Here is an 18,672-nt window from a genome sequence, read left to right as displayed (position 1 = left end):
CCTATCGGACGACCTGCAGCTCGCCGATTGCTACTTGCTCGTGGGACTGCCTTATCTGGGTGAACTGGCCGCTCTCACCAGCTCCGTCTACCTGCCAGTCGACCGTCCAGGCGGCTGTCGCCGTCACCGTGAACGTCCCGCGTTGCCGGGATGCTGACGTGCGCGTGTAGGTGTGGCCGCAGGTAGGGGAATCCTGTTTGCCATACGCCGCCGTGTACTTGGTGCCCGGGCCCTGGCAGGTCCGGGTGATGCCGTCGCCCGTATTCCAGTCGATCTTCGTGACCTTGGCAGTCGCGGTGACGGTGACGCCCGCCAGGGATGCCGAAGCAGTGTTGGGTCCATAGGTCGTGGGGCTTCGATTGACCCACATCCACACCGGCATGCCGACGAGATACCTGCCGGCCGGAGTAGGGCTGGCGATGTCCGGACCGGTCAGGAGCATGCGGTCGACCGCTTCCCGGGCGAGCTGCTCCGGATCCACATGGACCGCAGGCGTCTTAGGGGACCAGAACACGTCGGGGAACATGTCGGCTCCGGCCGCCCGGCCGAGCACGTCGCCGAGGCAGACTCGGGCGTAGATCGCGCCGTCTCCCGGCTTGTGCCCCTTCCAGACCGGGTCGCTTGCCGGTGGCTGCGGGTCGAGACGCTCGACCGCGCACGTCTGCGGGCGAGGCTTGGACTCTCCGTTGCTGTGCTTGCCCGACGCCCTGGGTGTCTTGCCATGGCCTGATGAAGTGCCCGGATCCTGACGGCAGACCGTGACCCATGAGCTCTCACCCTCGCAGTGACCTCCGATGACAGGGCCGTCGTCGGCCAGGGCCGGTCGAGCGTTCATGATGCACAGCACGCTCAGTAGCAGTGCCAAGGTCGCTGCCGCCGACCTCAGCATGTCCGATCCCCGTCCGGCTCGGCGTCAGTGATCATCCACTGCTTTCCCCACTTCTCCGCCGATACCGTCGTGACGTATCGCAGAGGCTGCTTCGACGGGAACGGCTTGACCTTCCCCGTCTTCCGCATCACCGTCCTCCAGCCCGAGATATCCAGACAGTCCTGGAGGCTAGCTGTGGGGATCTTCCGAGCGAGTGTCAGCGACGTCACCTTGACCTTGTGGCTCGGGCTGCCGGTCGTGGCCGTCCCGGCCTTCTGCATCACCAGCAGGTCCCCCATCACACGTGTCAGCGCCTTTTTCGTGGCGTACTTCTTCAGGCGGGTGCCCTTGATGTCGGCCTGTGCATAGGCCTTGGCCTGCTCATGCCAGTAGCGGCCGTAGGCCTGCAGCAGTGCCTTTTTCTCCGGGGCCTCAGGATCAGCTGTGGCGGTCGTCGGGGCGGCGGAGGGGGACGTCCGGGGTGAAGACGAAGCGGTCTTTCCGTCGTCGTGACTTGAGCTGCATGCGGTCAGGCCAACCGCGGCCGACAGCGCAAGAGTCAGGCCGACGGCATTTCGAAAGCGAACAAGAGAGCTGCGAATTCGATGTGCGCGACGGTTCACGTGGCCTACCCCCGTTGAGCGGTGTACGGACGACCCCTCACCAGGTGCATCCAGCTTGGTTTCCGCCGGTGAACCCTGGGCAGGGCGCGCTGGTGAGCCATGGGTAGTCGCTAGGTTACGCATATGCCGACCAAGTTCCCAACAGTGTGAGCAAGTTGAGATACGCAACTCCGAATGTATTCGGCCACTTCAGAAACAGGGGGAGCGGCTTGTGCTCTGTGCATTCGTGAAGTGATGACGCTGCAACCGGGATGGTGTGGGCAGCGAGCGTGAGGCCGCAGCGATGCGGCTGTATCGCGGCACGAGTCGCGCAGGCCGTGCGACATCACCCACGGCGGCCGGCACGCGGCGCATGTTGTGGAAGAGTGGATGTCCCGCGCTACCAAGCCCGAGAGTCGCCGGCGGCGATCAGTACGAGGCCAAGGCGATGACGCGCGCACAGCGGCTACTTTCCCCGTCGCCCCGCCTGCCAGGATGCTTTCCGCGACGGTGAGGGCGAGGAGCGGAGCCGTGATCTGCGATCGGATGGTGACCATGCGGGCGCTCACCTACAGATCGGTCCACGGGCGCGGTTCGCCGCCGGCTAGAGGGATCCAGACGTAACCGGTGGGCCCCCGCTCCTCGAGGTCCTCCAGGACTGCCGCGCCCATCGGCACCTGCCGGGCCAGCGTGCCCACGAGCGGGTGCTCCGCCACCATGGCCTGCAGGTCACTGATCCGGTTGCCCAGGACGTACCGGGAGGCCCCGGTCAGTACGAACAACACTCGGGGGAACACGGGATACCAGCGCAGCCACACCGCCCCGGCGGCGGCGGGCTGTCGCGAGCGGGACCGGCCGACGGCTTGCGGCTCGTACGACCACAGCCGCGCATACTCGATCAGCTTGGAGGCGAGCCGCTCGCTGCCCATGGTCGCCCGGTCGACTTCGACGAACGCCCGCAGCTTGGTGCGCTCCTCGTCATCGATGAGGGTGTAGTGCATCACCGCGTCCGGAATGATCCGCTCACCGTCGCTGAGCGGGTGGGAGACCTCCGGTGTCCAGTCCAGGTGGCCGTGCTCGTCGCCGCGCCGGCGGGCGTCGGTGACGAACGCGAGGTGGGTTCGGACCACGGTCAGCGTGTGCGGGGTCTTCAGGGAGGCCGCCGTGGCCGAGTTGATCGGGTATGTGGGACGTCCGCGCAGGGCGGGGAAGTCTCGGGTCAGCCGGGCACCTTCGCTCGTCAGGTACCAGGCGCGGGATCGATTGGACTGTGGCAGGACGGTGTAGTCCACCAGGCCGTCGCGGCGCAGCTTGTTGAGCGGTGCGGAGACGGTCTGTCGCGCTGCGCCGGGCCGCAGCAGTGCGTGGAGCTGGTTGGTGGTTGCCATCCGGTGCTGGCCGAGCACGGCCAGGAGCTGGTGCGGCAGCGGTTCGATGGGGCTCGGTGTACGGCCGGACGGCATGGTCTCGGAGGTGGTGGTCACTTGTAGTTCCTCTTCTTCTGCATTTGGGCGGCCGGCTGGGTGGCGGAGGAGTGCTGGGTGAGGAAGGCGCTGACGCGGATGAGCTGGCTTTGGGCCCGGTCGGTGAGCTGGGCCAGCGGGGCGGCGCCTGCCGTGGTTTGGGCTGCGTGCTCCAGGGCGTTGGCCTGGCCGGGGCGGGCGTAGTGGGCGAACACGTCGTCGAGGTGAGGGCCAGTGATCTGGACGGGACCCACGCGGCGGCCCTCGACGGTCAGTGACATGTAGTGCTCGAACCGGTCCAGCATGGAGACGACGTCTGCAGGGGGACGGTCGCCCCACTCGGCGGTGATCGGGGCGATGGCGGACTGCGAGCCGGCGGTCGAGGCCAGGGTGGAGGCGTTCTGTATCAAGGAGAGCCGCACCGGGATGGGGAGGCGTGCGAGCAGCTGGGTCATGCCGTGGACGTGGACCTTGTACTTGCGGAAGTCCTCGAACATCGCGGCGATCGTTTCCGGGGCCGCGCCCGTGAGGGTGATCAGCTCGTCGAAGTAGGGGCGGAACGGGACCCGCCGGTCTTCTGCGGTGTCCCTTCTGGAGCGCACGGCCCGCAGCAGGTCCCGGGCCAGCAGCGCGGTGACCAGCCGGTCGGTGGGCCCGTTTCCGCCCGGGCACACCCACACGATCATCCGCGAGTCCATCGCGGCCCGGATGTTGTAGATACCGGCCGGCTGACCGAGGAAGGCGCGGGTGACGGGGTTGGCGGCCAGGCGGGCGATCGGGTTGAGGACGACGGCGAATGCGTCGGTGGGCAGCGTCGGGAACACCGTCCGCCACCAGGAGCGGGTCTCCTCATCCAGGCGCCCCTCGACCGTGGTGAGCGCCGTCGTACGGAAGACCGGGTCGGTCAGCAGGGACCGCACGTGAAAGATCGTGGCCTGGTCTTCGGGCCGCCCGGCCTGGCAGGCGGTCTCATTGACGGCCACCAGCACCGTCAGGGCGGCGGTGAAGATGGTCAGCGCGCGGGGAGCGGTGGCGTCGTCCCAGCCGAGCACGGAGGCGTAGGCGTCGGCGGTCGCCTCGACGACCTCGTGAGCGACCTGGCCTTGGTGCATGCCAATCGGGTTCCAGCAACTGAGCTGCGGCGCAGGCCCGCTGGCGTTGAGGTCGATCAGCGCGATCCGCGGCATCAGGTGGTCGTGGGCGAGGAACGGCAGGGCACGCGGCCACGAGTCGCGGTGTGGGTCGAGGAACATCAGCCCGCCGCCGGCATGCGCCCAGCTGATCGCCTGGGCGAGGGCGCGTTCTGTCTTGCCGCCGCCCGCCTTTCCCACCCCGACCTCGAACAGCGTCTCCTTTGCGTAGGTGGCGACCAGGCGCCGACGGCCGTCCGGGCCGCGGTAGGTCCCCTGCAGCAACAGTTCGGGGTTCCCATGCTCGAACGTCGGCAGGTCGCCGGCGAGCAGAGGTAGACGGCAGTGCGCGGTGGGCGGCTTGAGCAGGCCGGTCAGCTCTTCCAGGCGGACCCAGTTCGGACGGGGTGGCTGAGAGTGCCCCAAAGCCCACCGGCGTTCGAAGCCGCGCCGGCTGGGCCAGCGGTCCGCCCCGAACCGCCAGGGACCTATCCTCCAGCCACGCATCGCCCAGCGGGAGCCGCCGCCGAACACATCGAACGCGGCCTGGAGTTGAGCGAGTCGGGCTTCGGCGCGGCCTTCGGTGTTCGACGCGCACATCACCAGCAGCTGCACCCGCACCAGGTGGTCGTCCTCGGCGAGCTTGCCCAGCGCCTCCTCCGGGTCCACCCGGCGCGGGACGGGCGGCATGACCAGTCGGCGGCCGCTTCCGCCCTGCTTGCCGGCGACCAGTTGCTGCAGCTGCCAGGTGAGCGAGTCCTCGATGCCGGTGGCGTCATGGCGCGCCCACCGGGCGGCCCGCTGGGCCTCGCGCCGCTCGGCGCGCCGCGCGTCGCTCATCAGCTGCAGACGGCGGGCCCGCAGTGCCCACATGGGGGCGCGCTGGATGTCGAGCCGGATCTCGGCGAGGTCCCCCAGCTCGGCACGGAGGTCCGAGACGGCGTCGATCAGCGGCTGCAACGGGTCAGGGCTCAGCGGAACCTCACGCAGGGGTGCGGTCGGCTTGCCCCGCAGGATGAACTCCGCCCGCACCACGTGGTCACGGGGCTTGTCGAAGAGGGGACGGGCCCGGTTCACCGTGACGGCCGGACCGAACGGTGTGATGGACAGCAGGCGTTCGCCGCCGGCAGGGCCTTCGATGCGGTAGCGCAGCGGACTGGAGCCGTCGGCGCGGAGCCTGATCTGCACCGTCTTCGACCGGCGCGGCGCCCACCACGGCATGCTCGTAGACGCCCGGGCGAGTTGCACACCCCGGCGGAAGATTTCCTCCAGAGCAGGGTCGAAGTGCCGCGAGGGGACGAGTTCCAGCGCCATCCGTTCGGCCGAGGCCTTCCGCGCCAGATGGCGCACCGCCGCCTCGCCCGTGGCCGAGACTGCCACGGCGGCCAAGGCCACCACCCACCAGTAGGTGATCGCCCAGCCGGCCATGTCAACGATGCCCAAGACGAGGCCGAGCACCTGGCCGGATGCTGATGCGGAGGCCTGGCCAGTCAGGTACGGGGCTGCGGAGTCCACGTGGACGCCCCCTTCTGTGTGGTGGTGCGGGTGAAGTGCCATTCGGTGATGCGCAGATCGGTGAAGGTGCCGCCGCGGTCCATGCCGGCCCACACCAGGTGGACCACTGCCTTGTCGGGACTGCCGTTGCGGCGGGCGATCGCGGCCTGGATGCGGAAGCGGGCGGTGGCGAACGCCGGGGCCACCTCCTGGAGCGCGTCGGGAAAGACCGCGGGCCACTTCGCGCGGCCGATGCCGGTGGCGTCCGCGCGTAGCAGCGCGCGCCCGGCGGTGAGCAGCTCCCGCTCGTCGGCGGCGGGAAGGTCGGCGGGCCAGGCTGCCTGAAGCGAGCACTGGATGGCCTTGTCGCCAGCCACGCCCTCGCCGTGCGGCGGCAGCGCCGACTCGAGGACCGACGGCGTCGAGAGGGCGGGCGTCGTGGAGGAAGCCGTGCTGACAGTCGTCCCTCCTGCGGGATGCCTACTGGCTGATTGGGACGGTGACGGATCAGTGGTCGCACTCGCGGTCGGCGACGGTGCCGAGTCGGGGGGTGGCTCCCTATGACTGTGCGGCAGGCCCAGCAGGGCGACGCCGGCGACGGCGAGCAGGGCAGTGCTCAGCAACAGCAGACGTCGGGAGCGTGGGGTGGTGGTCACAGCAGTCGCGCTCCCCCCGCGAAGCCGGACATGGCGTTGACCGAGTCCAGCCGGACGACAGTGCCCGGGCGGGGGGCGTTGATCATCTGCCCGCTGCCGACGTACATCCCGACGTGGTAGATCGTGGAATCGCGGCCGGGGGCGTAGGCGTAGAAGACGAGGTCGCCCGGCCTGAGGGCACTCGTGCCGAGGCTGGCGGGGATGCGTTGGCCGACACCGGCCTGCGCGGCCGCGGTGCGCGGCAGGCTGACACCGGCCTTGGCGTACGCGTACAGCGTCAGGCCCGAGCAGTCGAAGCCCTTGATGTTCGCGCCGCTCTTGCCGCTGGGGGAGCAGCAGATGCCATACGACTTGCCGCTCGCGTTGCCGCCGCCCCACGAGTACGGCACCCCTCGCTGAGAGAGCGCCGCCTCGATGGCGGTTCGGACCTTGCCCGAGACGTTCTTCAGGTCCGGGTCCTTGGCGGCCGCGGTGTACTGGTCGATCCAGCCCAGCACGCCTGCGACGTACTCGCCCGAGTGGTTGTACTGCCAGATCGCGGCCTTGAGCTGGGCACGCTTGGTCAGGTCGCGGCCGCCTCCGCAGAGGTAGATCGCGGCGCCGAGCGCGGCGTCGTCGGCGTTGTGCGGATCGGCGATCTTGTCGCCGTTGCCGTCCTTCCCGATCGACTCCCAGGTGGAGGGCATGAACTGGAAGGGGCCGATGGCGCGCTCACCGGTGGCGGTGCCGTCCCACTTGCCGTGGTCGGTGTCGGGGACGTCGGTGGTGTTGCCGCCGGTGCCGGAGCCGTTGAGGAGTACCCCGTAGATCTTCGGGCGGATGTCGCCGTTGTCGGCGATGTTGCGGCCTACCGCGTGGTTGGACTCGACCTTGGCGATGCCGGCGAGGATCGGCCAGCGCATGCCCTGGCACTTGGGCACGTACTTCCCGACCTGCTGGACTGCCTTCTTGTAGGCGGTCAGCATCCGTGGCGGGATGTCCGCGGCACTGCCGCCCTCGGCGATCCCATCGTCGTCCTGCTGCCCCGTCTTCAGCGCGACGTAGGCGCTGATCGCGTTCCCGACCGGTGCAGCGCAGCACACGGCGGCGAACAGCAGCAGCATCATCACACACCCCCACCGTGCCAGACCGCGCCCAGGCGAGCTCACTCGTCCTCACCGTCCTGCGGCTGCCGGGCCTGCTCCTGGCGCCGGCGTTCGGCGTCGGCCGCGGTGCGCCGCATCAGGTCCTGGAACCGGCGATGTGCCTCGTCACGGGTGCTATTGCGGGCACCGCCTCCGCCCGGGAGGACCGGCCCGGACCGGGCCGGGCCCTGGTGCGCCGGACGCCCCGGCCTGCCGAGGTCGGACCGAGGCGCTGGCGCAGGGCCGTTCCGGCGGGGGAGCGGCGCCGGAGGCGGAGTTGGGGCGGGCCCGCTCGCAGGCGTGGTCGGCGGTGGCGAGGCTGGGGTCGGACGGCCCGAAGGACGACCGGCGGGCGCAGGCTGCGGACGCGGTGCCGGGCGCGGGGTGGCGGCGGGAGTGGCTGCGGTCGGCAGGCGGCGGCTAGTGAACGGACCGGTTCCGCCGCTGTCGTCGGTGTGGTCGCGGATGACCCGGGCGACATGCTGTCCGGTGTCGCCCCAGGCCCGGCCGTCTTCGCGGACGGTGGTGCCCCACACCCGCACCTGCTGGCGGGCGTCGTCGGAGTAGCGCGAGCCGCCCGCCCGGGCCCGTCGGACGTTGGCGGGCAGGCCGACCGTCGCCCCGTACGCGGCCCGACCGCCCCGGTGCAGGATGCGGTAGCCGCGGAAGCGGACCAGCCGATTGTGTGCCCGGGTCGACAGCAGTGTGCGGTCGCTGTTCTGGTCGTGCAGCACCTGGCCGGTGTTGCGGTCGACGACCTGCCCCTGCTCGTTGCGATACCGGTCGGGCGGGCCTGAGGGCCGACGCGGTCCCGTGCCGCCTGAACCGCCGTCCCCGCCGTCCAACGGCCTGCCCGCGCCGTGGTCGCCGTCTGCGGTGGGCTTGCGCCACTTGGCCAACTGCTCCTTGTCCGGGCGACGCCCGATCAGCAGCCAGCCGGCACCCTTGACGCCGAGACGTGCACCCAGCCCGCCCACGGCCGCGGCCGCCGTCAGCGGGGCCAGACCACGCCTGGCTTCGGCCGTGGCATCGGCGAGGAGGCCACCGGGATCAACGGGCAGGCCCGCACCGTCGGTGACGGAGGCGAGCGCGCCCATCAGCCGCTGCCGGGTACCGAGCATCCCGAACCTGCCGCCTCCACTGCCGGCGAAAGCGCGCAGTCCGCCGCCGTACGCGCCCATCGCTGCGGGGGAGTTCATGGCGAGTGCGGCGCCGAGTTCGGAGGTGTCGCCGGGCATGTGGGTTCCGCCGACCTTGGCGTAGCGCATCCGCATGGCCATGCGACGGCCGAAGGAGGTAATGCCGGTCAGCAGGCGGCGGTGGCCGGCCGCGCCGGCGATGGCGAGGACGTCGATGAGCAGGATCCGTTCGACCATCAGGTCTGGGCCGTCTGTGATGGTGGCGTCGATGGCGATCCCGAAGAAGGGAATGAACGCGCAGATCCCGACCACGGCCAAAACGGCGATCCCCCACACGGACAGCCACTTCCACACCGACTGTCGTGCGGGCCCGGGCAGCATGCCCGCGACGAAGGTGATGCCGCCGACGGCCGCCGCGGCCGCGCACACGCCCTGGGTGCCGAGGAGCACGATCGCGCTGGACAGCAGCATCCCGCAGATGAACAGCGCGGCGATCAACAGCAGGAAGGCGCCGCCAACCCGCCACCAGGTGGGCTTCTCGGCGTAGGCGGCGCAGGACTTGCCGACGGGGCCGGCCTTCTTCATATCGGAGAGGAACGCGGCGAAGGCTTGGTCCTCGTCGGTGACGATCGGATGGGCAGCGTTGAGGAGTTCTCCTCCGGGTGTGAGGGAGGGAAGATCGTTCTCGCTGCTCGCATTGCCGTCGACGTCGCGCTCGCAGTACTTCTTGCCCGGCCCGTGGACAAGACTGCAGGCGTCTTTCGCCTTGCCCGAGGGACTGTCCGGCAGGTATCCGCCGGTGACCCACTTCAGGTGGACGGCATAGGCCTTGCGATCGGAAGCCTTGGCCGGGTCGAGGATGCGCCCGTACTGAAGGAGCATGTACGGCTTGACGATCAAGGCGTTGGTGATTGAGTCCTGGATGGGGCGGGCCACCTCGGTTGAGGAGACCGGTCCCTCGCCTTCCCGCTGTTCGCACTTGATCTCGGCGTTGCCGGCCATGCCGGCGCACGGATCGTTGCTGGAGATCTTGCCGCCCCAGTCGTAGGAGTTGACGCTCTGCTGCGCGACCTCGGCGGCCACCTGCTGGGACTGCCCCAGTGGGCCGTCCGGGCCGAGCAGGGTGTCGGGGCGGATGAGGGCCGAGGCGGCGATGGCCCCGATGAGCAGGGTGAGGAAGATTTCACCCAGACCGCGGCCGACTCGGCCACGCACGATCATGAACCCGGCGAACACAAACGCCCAGGCGAGCAAGAGCCCTTTGATCCCGAGCGTGTCGACGACCACGGTGTCGTAGGTGTCGGCGACCTTCTGCGCGGGATGGGTGAGGAGCTTGAGCAGCGGGAACCGTAAGGCCACCTCGATCGCCCACCCGGCCAGCCCGACCAGCAGCCGGATCAGCGTGAACAGCCCGGACAGGGCGAACGCCAGGGCCTGGGTCTTGAAGGCGACGATGGATCCACCGGAAGCGTTCAGGTCGTACCCGTCGATCGGCACACCCTCGGACGAGTAGATGTTCAGCGGGGCGAGCAGGTCTCCCGTCTCGCCGTTGCTGCCGGCCGCGTACACGACCTGGGTGTTCACCATGAGGAACACGCCGGTGAGCAGCACGACGAGGCCGGCCGAACGCAGGGTCGCGCGGTCTGGACGGAACACGTCAGCGCCGCCCTTGCCCAGCGGCGCCGCGCAGCCGCCACACCACGAGAGCACCCACACCCGCACCGGCAGGCACCAGCCTCCACGCTCCGCCGGCCACGTCCTGATGACCGGCGGCGGCGCCGCGCTCGCAGTACGCCTTGGCCGGACCCACGATCAGGGCGCAGGGACCCCGGTGCCCGGCGTCGGCGGCGAAGGCCTGCCCGGTGTGCGGCCACCACCCCTGCGGCACGCCCACCCCGAGGACGAGCACCACCGCGGCGACGACGACGGCGATCACGGTGAGGACACTCAAGGCGGCGGCGACGCGCTTCGAGCGGTCCCGCGACGAAGTGGTCATCAGATGGTTTCCTTCGGGCGGGGCTGTGGGGCCTCACCAGCCGGCGGCTCCGGCACCGCGGGGGAGACAGCGCTCGTGCGGCGTCCCGGCGTGGTGGTGATGGACGTGGTGATGCGCTCGATGCGGGGGATGGAGACCTTGATGCGGCCGGTGTTCTGCCGCGGGCAGGTCAGCAGGAACTCGCCCTCCCGGCCCCTCTGGCCGACCGGGGACAGGCCGGTGGTCACCAGACGCAGCAGTTCGCCGTCGTTCGGTTCGAGCCCGACGAACTCCAGACCGCGACGGGCGCGTTCACGGTCGACGGTGCGCGCGAGTGCCCGGTAGGCCATCAGGCCCCGGTCCGGGCCGAGTTCCTCGGCGTCGTGCGAGCCCGCCAACAGGCCGGCGCCGTGCTTGCGGCCGTCGTGGAGGATCTCGTGGACCAGGGCCGTGCCCTCGGCGGACGAGGTGAGCCAGTACAGCTCGTCCAGGACGACCGCGGTGAACCGCTCGGGGTCCTCGAACGCGGTCTGGCGGGCGATCGCGGCGATCAGGTAGAGCACCGCGCGACCGATCAGCGCCTCCAGCGGCTGCTGGTGAAGGACCTCGGGGTTGGCGAACGCCGCCTTCGGGGGCAGCTTCAAACCGGTGGTGGTGATCACGATCATGTCGGAGGCGCTGGAGGCGTCCAGCCGCACGGGCGGCAGCGTCGGGTCGAACACCATCCGGGCCAGGGAGTTGGTCGCGACGACCCGGATGAGCCCGGCGAGGGTCGCGGCCGCGTCCTGCCGTTTGCCCACCTCGCGCGTGGCCATCTCCTCAAGGACCTCAAGGACACCGTGCATGGAGGGGGCGTCGCTGAGGACGGCCTGTTCGACGGCGTGATGGAGGACCTCGCCGCTGGTGCTCATCGGGCCGATGCCGAGCTGCAGGGTCAGGTAGGACAGGGCGTAATGGCGGCCCTCCGGCCCGTCGAACATCCGCAGAGGGTCGATGGACACTTCGGCCTGAGCGGCGTCGATGATCTGGACCCGGCCCTTGGCCGCGGTCCGGGCAAATGTCGCCCACTCGCGGACGGGGGTGCGGTCGATGCAGATCGCGCAGCCGCCGCGCGCCCACACGGCCTCCGCGATCAGCTTCTGCATCACACTCTTGCCCGCACCGAGATCCCCCACGATCCCCATGGACGCGGACGCGTCGACCTTGGGCGCATCCGCCACGTTGATCATGACAGGGCGGGTGGTGCCGCAGTCCAGGTCGAGGCCGAGGAACATGCCGTTCGGGTCGCCGACCTCCGCGGCGGTGAAGGCACCTGAAAGCGCCCAGTCTTCGGAAACCTGGTGCTGGGTGAACTCCCGCACAACACCCGGTCGCACGGTGCCGGGCAGGCCCAGGGCGAACAGCGCCTCCTGCAGGCCGGCCGGGCGCACGGCCCGGTAGTCGGCGCCACCGAGCAATGCGGCCAGGGCACGGGCCCGGGCGTCACAGACGGCGGCGGCCGGCCCCCACACCGTCAGCACCGTGACGGACTGCACCTCCACCTCGACCGACGTGCGCGACAGCCGGGCATCGAGCTCGCCCAGGTCGCGGGCGGCCTCGGTCAGGGACGCGGGCATCCCGGTGGGGCGAGCGTCATACTGGTCGGCCTGGTCGATGAGTTCGTTCTTCTTGCGCCGCACTTGGTCGCGTGCCTTCTCCGCAGGCACCAAGGTCAGGTCGACGGTGTAGTCGACCGGGAAGTCGAGCATCTCCAGCTGGGCGAACAGATCGGCGGCATCCTGGCTGACCGCTGGCGGACACTCGGCCAGCGCCAACTGCGCCTGGTAGCCAACCCCGCTGTCAGACTCGACCTGCAGCCAGCGCCGCCCCAGCGGCGAGCCGGTGTTCACCCGCCACCAGGCCTTCCGCCCGGATCGGGTGATTCGGCCCACGCTCTTGAGCTCGTCAACGTCGTCGAGCTCGGGGTCGATTCCTCCCTCCTGCAGGCGCACCTGCCCGAGGTCGGCGTAGCTGGGGCAGCGCAGCACCCCCTCACGGATCTGCCCGCCATACAGCTCACTGGACTCGGCCTCCGCCAGCAGCGGCTCGGCAAGGCCACGGCGCAGCGCGTGCTGGATCATCCACACGATCTCCGCCGGGCGGCCCGGGCGGAAAGCGATGCCGCCGGCGAGCGCCGCCTCCACCCGCGAGGCCTGCTCCCGGTAGGCACTCACCTCGCGCCGGGCCACCGGCGCCGGCCGCATGCCCAGCATCGGCGCGACCTCGGCCCACGCTGCACCGAGCGACGCCGACACCTGCAGGCTGCCTGTTTCTGTCTGCAGGGGTACGGCCAGCCACAGGGTGCGGCGGTGCATCTCCTGGTCGTCCAGCAGATCCAGGGCGGCCTCGACGTTCTCCACCCACGGGTGCCGGCCCGTACCGGGTGCCTGCTTGGCCGGCTCGATTCCCTCGATCATCTGCAGGGCGACCTCGCCTGGGTCGACCTGGGCGCACAGGCCGTACAGGCGCGGGGCCCCGGACAGCGAGCGCACCAAGTGGGTGATCTTGGCGAGCTGTTCGTCGCGGACCGGGGAGGGCACGTAGGTGCCTTGGACGGTTTCCTCGCGGCGCCCCTGTGCGTCCGGCCCCGGGTGCAGGCGGTAGATCGCCCACACGCTGCCCTGCGTCGACCACACCAGGTGCCCGGCGATGTGACGGATCGGAACCCTCATCGCGCACCCCCGCGCTGCTGGGCGAGCGCGAGCAGCTGCTGCACGCCCGACACCGGCCCTGCCGTTGCTGCGGGAGCAGCCGGCTGGGTGCGGCGGGGTGCGGTCGAGCGGTCTGTGGCCGGGCTGGGGCGCGGCGTCCGGGCTGGACGCCGCTGCGCTGCACGGGAGGGTGCGGCCTGCGCAGCGGGGCCGGGCGTGGGAATTTCCTCGATGGTGAAGCCGCCGAGCAGCGGGTGGGGAGCGCGGTCGCGGGCGGCCCGCCCGCCGATCCGCCCTCCGCGGGGCTGCCAGCCGAGCAGCATCCAGCCCAAGGCAGCCTGCATCGGGGCACGGCCCCGGATCTTCGGCCGGCGCACCATCCAGATGACCAGGCCCCATCCGACGATGGGGACAGGCCCCATCCACGACCACCAGCTGATGGTCTTCACCAGGAGGAAGCCGCCGCCGACGGCGACCGCGATCTGTGCGGGCGTGTAGGGGCCGAGCGGGATCTTCCAGTCGGCGACCTTGCCCAGTACCCAGGGGTGGCGGCGGGCTGAGGTGTAGAAGCGGCCCACCCGGGCCGCGGCCGCGGTCACAGCCAGCCTCCGACACTCGGCGAGTAATTATTCGAGGCCGTGGGTTCGGACCGGACGACCCCAGGAACGACGGGCGCCCCCTTGGACGGGTTCTTCACCTCGTCGGTGAACATGTTCGCCAGGTCGTTGCGGGAGTTGTATAGACCGAGCGCGATCACCATCAGGAGCAGGGCGCCGATCCCCGCCTTCAGTGAGAACTTCTGGATCATGATGACGACGACCAGGCAGATCAGACCGGCCTGAAGGCCCTTTGTTGCCCACTCCTTGAACATGTTGATCCAGCTATTGCCGAGGTCGTCCAGCTGGCCGGCGAGCATCAGGCTGTGCACTGTGTTCATCGGGCACCCCCGCCCTGAGTGCCGGACTGAAGCGCGGCGACTTCCCACCGGCCCGAGCGGGCCTTGAGCGTGAGCTCGTACGCCAGCGGCCACCGGCCGGTCGCGTCGCGGGCTTCCACTGCGGCGAGCACCCGCACCGTCGTACCGTCCGCGGGCACCGTCTCGGCGGCCGCGGCCTCCTCGACCGCGGATACCTCCTGGACGGTGACTACGGTGTACGGGGTGGGGGAGACGGCAGTGAGCTTCACACCGGGCGCGAGGTACCGGTCGACCTCACCAGCCCCCGTCAGGTAGGCGTCGAGGAACTGCCCGATGGCGGAGGACAGATCCCCTTTCGGGACGCTCACGGCGTACGACGACTTCGGTACCTCGGCCCGGGCCGGGCCGGGCACCACGCCGGGCGCGCCGGTCACCGTGAATGAGGAGCCCGTGCTGTCGGCGGCCACCGGCACGGCGTAGTACCGCACCGATCCGCCTGCGTATTGCGCAGCCACCGTTACCGACCACGCCCCGCCGGCGCGCTGCGCACTGCGCACCGCCGTCACGGACTGAGGCGCCGATTGCGCGTCGGCGGCCGGGGTGGGCAGTTCGACGTCCGGCGCCATCGACTGCGCAAGTCGCGCCCGCGCACTCCTCTCGTCGTCCACGCTGCTGCGCAGCCACGCTCCGATGAACACCTGCGCATAGCCGCTCGGGTCGGTGGCGGATGTCGCAGTGCGCAGGGCGGTGGGCTTGGTCGCGGGGGCCGCCGCGATCGTGGTCGGGGTGGAGGAGACGGCGACGCACAGGGCGATGGGGCCGGCCGCGATGACGGTCCAGACCGCTACGCGTGAGAGGCGTACGCGGCGGCGCATTGCCTCCAGCCGGGCGTCGGCCGCCATCGGAGCAGCGGCCTCGCTCTGTGAGGCCTGCGTGCCAGGGGACATGGTCAAACTCCCAGGTCAGTACGGATGTTGCTGACCTTGAGAAAACCCGTCGACCCCGACCCGACCACCGACCATGAACCCCCGACCATGGTCACGATGGGGACACGAAGTCCATGGTTGGGGTCATGGTCGGGCCGACCATGACCCCAACCATGGGTCAGCCGCGAGCCGGTGCCAGGCCATCGCGTCCGGGGCACGTTAACCGGCCGGGGACCGCGGTGTGATCACGTGCCGCCCGGCCACAGGGCCCGGACGCCGATGCGCAGACGGAAGCCGGTGGGGCCGTGTCAGAGGCCTGCGCAGTGCGCGTTACGGACCTGCGCAAGAGAAGATCAGGAAGCGCGTCCGGGCTGGGCAGTGGCCCCAGCACAACTTGACCCCGCAGGATCCCCGGACCGGTTGCGCAGCCCGATTGCGCAACGCCCGTCCGGGGCTGCGCAATCACTGGGCGCCCGGGCTGGAGGCGCCGTGGTCGGCCCGACCATGGCTGCTAGACGGCTCCGTTGCCGGATCGTGACTGATGGTCGGGGCTCGTGGCCGTCAGCGTGGTTGGGGTCGGCGGGTGAGCTGACGCCATGGAACACACGCACGCCTCCACGCCCAGGACTACCGACCGCCCCACCCTGGCGGACTCGGTGTCCCGCCGTGGCCACTGCGCTCGGCAGGCGTCGGGGGGCAGGGCGGTGAGCCGCTTCGGGAAGGGGATCCGCCGGGGTGTTATGGCGACCGATCACTTCACCCAGATCGCCAACGCGCTGTTCCGTGACTCTGGGCTGTCGTTCAAAGCGAAGGGCATTTTCGGGTACGTCAGTACGCACAGGAACGGCTGGCAGGTGACAGTCACCGACCTCGTCCGCCTGGGCCCGGACGGACGCGAAGCGGTACGCACCGGGCTGCAGGAGCTCGAGGCGCGCGGCTACCTGATCCGTGAACGCCTGCGCCGTCCTGACGGCACCCTCGGCGAGATCGTCTACTGCATCACGGACCGCCCAGCCACCTTGGACATCGCGCTGATCGAAGCCGGCTTGGGGGCCACGGCTCCCGAGGCGGAGTACGTCGACGGTCTCCCGGCGGGGATCCGCCGGGGCGTGATGGCGGCCGATCAGTTCACCCAGATCGCCAACGGCCTCTTCCGCGACGTCCAGTTGTCCTTCAAGGCCAAGGGTCTGTTCGGGCTGCTCTCCACGCACCGGGACGGCTGGCGGATGACGGTTGCCGACATCGCCCGCCGCGGCCGCGACGGTGACTCAGCCATCAAGAGTGGGCTGAAGGAACTGGAGAAGCACGGCTTCCTGGTCCGGGAACGCGAGCGCGGCCCCGACGGCACCCTCGGCGCGGCCGCGTACTTCCTCACCGACCTGCCCACTCTGCAAAGCAGCAGGTCCGGGCCAGAGTCGGGTTTTCCACCAGTGGATATACCTACGTTGGCTGATCGGTCCACTAAGAACACCAACAGAAAGAAGACCAACAAGCAGAACACCAGACCCCTCCGTCCGTGCGGGCGCAGCGAAGCGATGCGAGCACCTGGACAGACGGACGGGCCGGATACGCCGAAGCTCTCGCCGACCGTGCCGGCGGATGAGATGCACCCGGGGATCCAACTGCTGCTCGAACTCGGAGCGGATCGCCCGGAGCTTCTCCTGACCGGGCAGACGCTGACCGACCAAGGCCGCGTTGTAACCGTGATGCTGGAAGCCGACTGGAGTCGCGAGCAACTGCGGCACGTCATTGCCGATCGGCCGCTGCCGAAGCCGGTACGCACCTCGGTCGGCGCGATCATCGCCGCCCGGCTCCGCGCTGCCCAGGCCTATCCGCCACCCGCCACCACCACCACCACCGCCGCCGGCGGCGGCCAAGACGATCCCTTCTTTCAGGAGCCGTTGACGCTCCCGGCCCGCCGTTCGTCGGCGGCTCCGGCGGCCCGCACCGTGAGCGAAGCCCTCACCTACCGGGCCCTCGTCGAGTGCGCAGGCTGCGGCAAGCCCGGCACTGCCCCCGCCGAAGACCTTTGCCCGGCCTGCCTCGACTGGCCCCTGTGCCACACCTGCCCCGGGCCGACCCCTCGTCGCGCTCACCCCAACGGCGACGGCCGCTGCACCATCTGCACCGCCGCCCTGATCCACCCTCTGGAAGCGAGCACCGAATGACGGACACAACCCAGCCCCGGATGACACCCCAGCCGCGTCTGCGCTCCTTCGCCCGCGACCCCCGCCGGTGGGAGGACAAACAGGAGCGTGCGCTGAGCACCGGCCACGTCTGCCGCGACACCGCATGCAACGGCAGATGCCAGCCCGCGCTCGTGCACGAGCGCACCGGATGGGGCTGGCTGGCCTGGACTGTACCCGGTGACGGCACTTGGCCCGAACGCCCACAGCAGATCGGGGTGCTAACCCCGGGCGCAACCAGGACACAGCGTCTGGCCATGCGCTGGCTGACTAGGCGCCCCGCCCTCCGCATCGCCCTGACCCGTACCAGCCCTGTGCCCGTGCGGTTCTCCGCGGCCGTCGTGGGGGTCATTAGCCTCTTCGCAGCCCTGTTCGCCCTCAAGCGAGGCGTCCCCGCCAACACGGTGCTGCCGGCGATGCTGCTCGCACCCCTGCTGGCCGAGCACCTGCCCGACCGGATCGACGAACGGGCCGGCGAACACGTCCGACGCGTCGAAGACGCCGCTGCCTGCCAGTACCTGCAGCGCCTGGCCGCTCTGCACACCTACCTCGTCCAGGCCGCCGCCGAGAACGACCGCTACGAGCTGCGCCGTTCGGCCGAGATCGGCCAAAACCTGCTGTGGGACGCCGCAGGCCTGCTCCAGGACCGGGACACCCGCACGGTCTCGGCTCAACTCATCGCTCCCGAACGCCTGATGGCCCAGCTCGCCGACCAAGTCATTCATCCTGGAGCGCATCCGCACCCAGGCCCGCTCCGGCGAAGCGAACCAGCCCGGCGGCCACGAGGGCCCGGCGGGCCCGGCGGGCAGCCAGCCGGCCGCACCTCGCCCCACACCCAGCACCTCACTATCGAAGGGAATTGCGTCCATGCCCCTGCCAGCGTCCAGCGCCGACCACACCCCGGACGTCTACCTCCTCTTCGCGCACGAGCCGTACTACCCGGGGCCCGGCGCTCAGGAGATCAACACCACCGTGGTGGCCGCCGCCTCCCTGCTGCACCCGCAGGTGCGCCAGCCCGACGGCGCGTGCATCCACGATCTCCTCACCCGCGGGCGTCGATCCGGCGAGATCATTCCGCTGGCCACCCTCACCCACGAACTGAGTGGAGGTGCCGACTGGCCGAAGGTCGGCGGCTGGGAGGGCGTCACCGGCGACCTGGTCCAGCTCGTCCACGCCGGCCGGTGCGACGCCCTCAGCCTCGGCCTGCCCGAGATCGCGCGGGCCCTGCTGTGCACCGGGCCGAACAGCCACGTCCGCGCCTACGACGCGGCGGGCGATGACTTCCTTGTCCACGGGGCCACTGAGCGCGAGACGGTCCTGGCGGAGGTCGGTATGTACCTTGCCGAGCTCGTGGCCGAGCAGGCTCTCTGGCCAGGCGATGGTCTGTTGCTTCCGCTCGTCGACCATGGCTGATACCGAGGTGTACGACGCCGGCTGAGGGGGGGGCTGAGCCGATCGGATGTCGGCGCGTGGCGTGGATTGGCGGGAAGGCGGGCAAGCGGT

General features: G+C 70.3%; 15 protein-coding genes. 2 read left to right on the top strand and 13 right to left on the bottom strand.

Features of this window, described 5'->3' with window-relative positions; all coding sequences use genetic code 11:
• Window position 1: 1 nt before the first annotated feature.
• From ABZ854_RS32260 to ABZ854_RS32205, 12 genes are all read right to left on the bottom strand, one after another.
• The gene (locus ABZ854_RS32260) at window positions 2–889 is read right to left on the bottom strand and encodes an ATP/GTP-binding protein (RefSeq protein WP_361218081.1); all 888 of its coding nucleotides are present in this window, start codon (window positions 887–889) and stop codon (window positions 2–4) included.
• On the bottom strand, window positions 883–1,491 hold the full coding sequence (locus ABZ854_RS32255; RefSeq protein ID WP_361218079.1) for a hypothetical protein: 609 nt from the start codon (window positions 1,489–1,491) through the stop codon (window positions 883–885). Before ABZ854_RS32255 ends, ABZ854_RS32260 begins: the two co-directional genes overlap by 7 nt.
• A 548-nt stretch (window positions 1,492–2,039) precedes the next feature.
• Window positions 2,040–2,933 (bottom strand): replication-relaxation family protein, encoded by an 894-nt coding sequence (locus ABZ854_RS32250; protein ID WP_361218114.1) that lies wholly within the window; start codon window positions 2,931–2,933, stop codon window positions 2,040–2,042.
• A 17-nt stretch (window positions 2,934–2,950) separates the two neighbouring features.
• Entirely contained in the window at window positions 2,951–5,578 is a 2,628-nt protein-coding gene (locus tag ABZ854_RS32245) for an ATP/GTP-binding protein (RefSeq protein WP_361218077.1), read from the bottom strand.
• A complete protein-coding gene (locus ABZ854_RS32240; RefSeq protein ID WP_361218074.1) occupies window positions 5,554–5,934 on the bottom strand; it encodes a hypothetical protein in 381 nt (126 codons plus the stop codon). Before ABZ854_RS32240 ends, ABZ854_RS32245 begins: the two co-directional genes overlap by 25 nt.
• 275 nt (window positions 5,935–6,209) lie before the next feature.
• A complete protein-coding gene (locus tag ABZ854_RS32235) occupies window positions 6,210–7,319 on the bottom strand; it encodes a bifunctional lytic transglycosylase/C40 family peptidase (protein WP_361218071.1) in 1,110 nt (369 codons plus the stop codon).
• A 38-nt stretch (window positions 7,320–7,357) separates the two neighbouring features.
• Complete coding sequence (locus ABZ854_RS32230; RefSeq protein ID WP_361218069.1) at window positions 7,358–10,132, bottom strand: hypothetical protein; 2,775 nt, start codon at window positions 10,130–10,132, stop codon at window positions 7,358–7,360.
• Between the two features lies 1 nt (window position 10,133).
• Window positions 10,134–10,472: a hypothetical protein gene (locus tag ABZ854_RS32225; protein WP_361218067.1), complete on the bottom strand. Its 339-nt coding sequence runs from the start codon at window positions 10,470–10,472 to the stop codon at window positions 10,134–10,136.
• The gene (locus tag ABZ854_RS32220) at window positions 10,472–13,162 is read right to left on the bottom strand and encodes an ATP-binding protein (RefSeq protein WP_361218064.1); all 2,691 of its coding nucleotides are present in this window, start codon (window positions 13,160–13,162) and stop codon (window positions 10,472–10,474) included. Before ABZ854_RS32220 ends, ABZ854_RS32225 begins: the two co-directional genes overlap by 1 nt.
• The gene (locus tag ABZ854_RS32215; RefSeq protein WP_361218061.1) at window positions 13,159–13,740 is read right to left on the bottom strand and encodes a hypothetical protein; all 582 of its coding nucleotides are present in this window, start codon (window positions 13,738–13,740) and stop codon (window positions 13,159–13,161) included. Before ABZ854_RS32215 ends, ABZ854_RS32220 begins: the two co-directional genes overlap by 4 nt.
• Entirely contained in the window at window positions 13,737–14,078 is a 342-nt protein-coding gene (locus tag ABZ854_RS32210) for a hypothetical protein (RefSeq protein WP_361218058.1), read from the bottom strand. Before ABZ854_RS32210 ends, ABZ854_RS32215 begins: the two co-directional genes overlap by 4 nt.
• Window positions 14,075–15,004 (bottom strand): conjugal transfer protein, encoded by a 930-nt coding sequence (locus ABZ854_RS32205; RefSeq protein ID WP_361218056.1) that lies wholly within the window; start codon window positions 15,002–15,004, stop codon window positions 14,075–14,077. The genes ABZ854_RS32210 and ABZ854_RS32205 overlap by 4 nt, the downstream gene beginning before the upstream one ends.
• 683 nt (window positions 15,005–15,687) lie before the next feature.
• On the opposite strand from ABZ854_RS32205, the gene ABZ854_RS32200 reads away from it, so the two are divergent.
• Entirely contained in the window at window positions 15,688–17,151 is a 1,464-nt protein-coding gene (locus ABZ854_RS32200) for a hypothetical protein (protein ID WP_361218053.1), read from the top strand.
• A 239-nt stretch (window positions 17,152–17,390) separates the two neighbouring features.
• Here ABZ854_RS32200 and ABZ854_RS32195 read toward each other — a convergent pair whose 3' ends face one another.
• The gene (locus tag ABZ854_RS32195; RefSeq protein WP_361218050.1) at window positions 17,391–18,038 is read right to left on the bottom strand and encodes a hypothetical protein; all 648 of its coding nucleotides are present in this window, start codon (window positions 18,036–18,038) and stop codon (window positions 17,391–17,393) included.
• On the opposite strand from ABZ854_RS32195, the gene ABZ854_RS32190 reads away from it, so the two are divergent.
• Complete coding sequence (locus tag ABZ854_RS32190; protein WP_361218048.1) at window positions 18,037–18,582, top strand: hypothetical protein; 546 nt, start codon at window positions 18,037–18,039, stop codon at window positions 18,580–18,582. The genes ABZ854_RS32195 and ABZ854_RS32190 overlap by 2 nt on opposite strands.
• The last annotated feature ends 90 nt before the right edge of the window (window positions 18,583–18,672 follow it).

This window comes from Streptomyces sp. NPDC047028 (genome assembly GCF_040644095.1).
GTDB lineage: Bacteria > Actinomycetota > Actinomycetes > Streptomycetales > Streptomycetaceae > Streptomyces.
This window is presented reverse-complemented; position numbering and strand designations above follow the sequence as displayed.

Coding starts and splice junctions, on each gene's coding strand:
- ABZ854_RS32260 (WP_361218081.1), bottom strand. CDS start 889: ATGCTGAGGTCGGCGGCAGCGACCTTGGCACTGCTACTGAGCGTGCTG.
- ABZ854_RS32250 (WP_361218114.1), bottom strand. CDS start 2,933: ATGCCGTCCGGCCGTACACCGAGCCCCATCGAACCGCTGCCGCACCAG.
- ABZ854_RS32235 (WP_361218071.1), bottom strand. CDS start 7,319: ATGATGCTGCTGCTGTTCGCCGCCGTGTGCTGCGCTGCACCGGTCGGG.
- ABZ854_RS32225 (WP_361218067.1), bottom strand. CDS start 10,472: ATGACCACTTCGTCGCGGGACCGCTCGAAGCGCGTCGCCGCCGCCTTG.
- ABZ854_RS32220 (WP_361218064.1), bottom strand. CDS start 13,162: ATGAGGGTTCCGATCCGTCACATCGCCGGGCACCTGGTGTGGTCGACG.
- ABZ854_RS32210 (WP_361218058.1), bottom strand. CDS start 14,078: ATGAACACAGTGCACAGCCTGATGCTCGCCGGCCAGCTGGACGACCTC.
- ABZ854_RS32205 (WP_361218056.1), bottom strand. CDS start 15,004: ATGTCCCCTGGCACGCAGGCCTCACAGAGCGAGGCCGCTGCTCCGATG.
- ABZ854_RS32190 (WP_361218048.1), top strand. CDS start 18,037: ATGCCCCTGCCAGCGTCCAGCGCCGACCACACCCCGGACGTCTACCTC.
- ABZ854_RS32195 (WP_361218050.1), bottom strand. CDS start 18,038: ATGGACGCAATTCCCTTCGATAGTGAGGTGCTGGGTGTGGGGCGAGGT.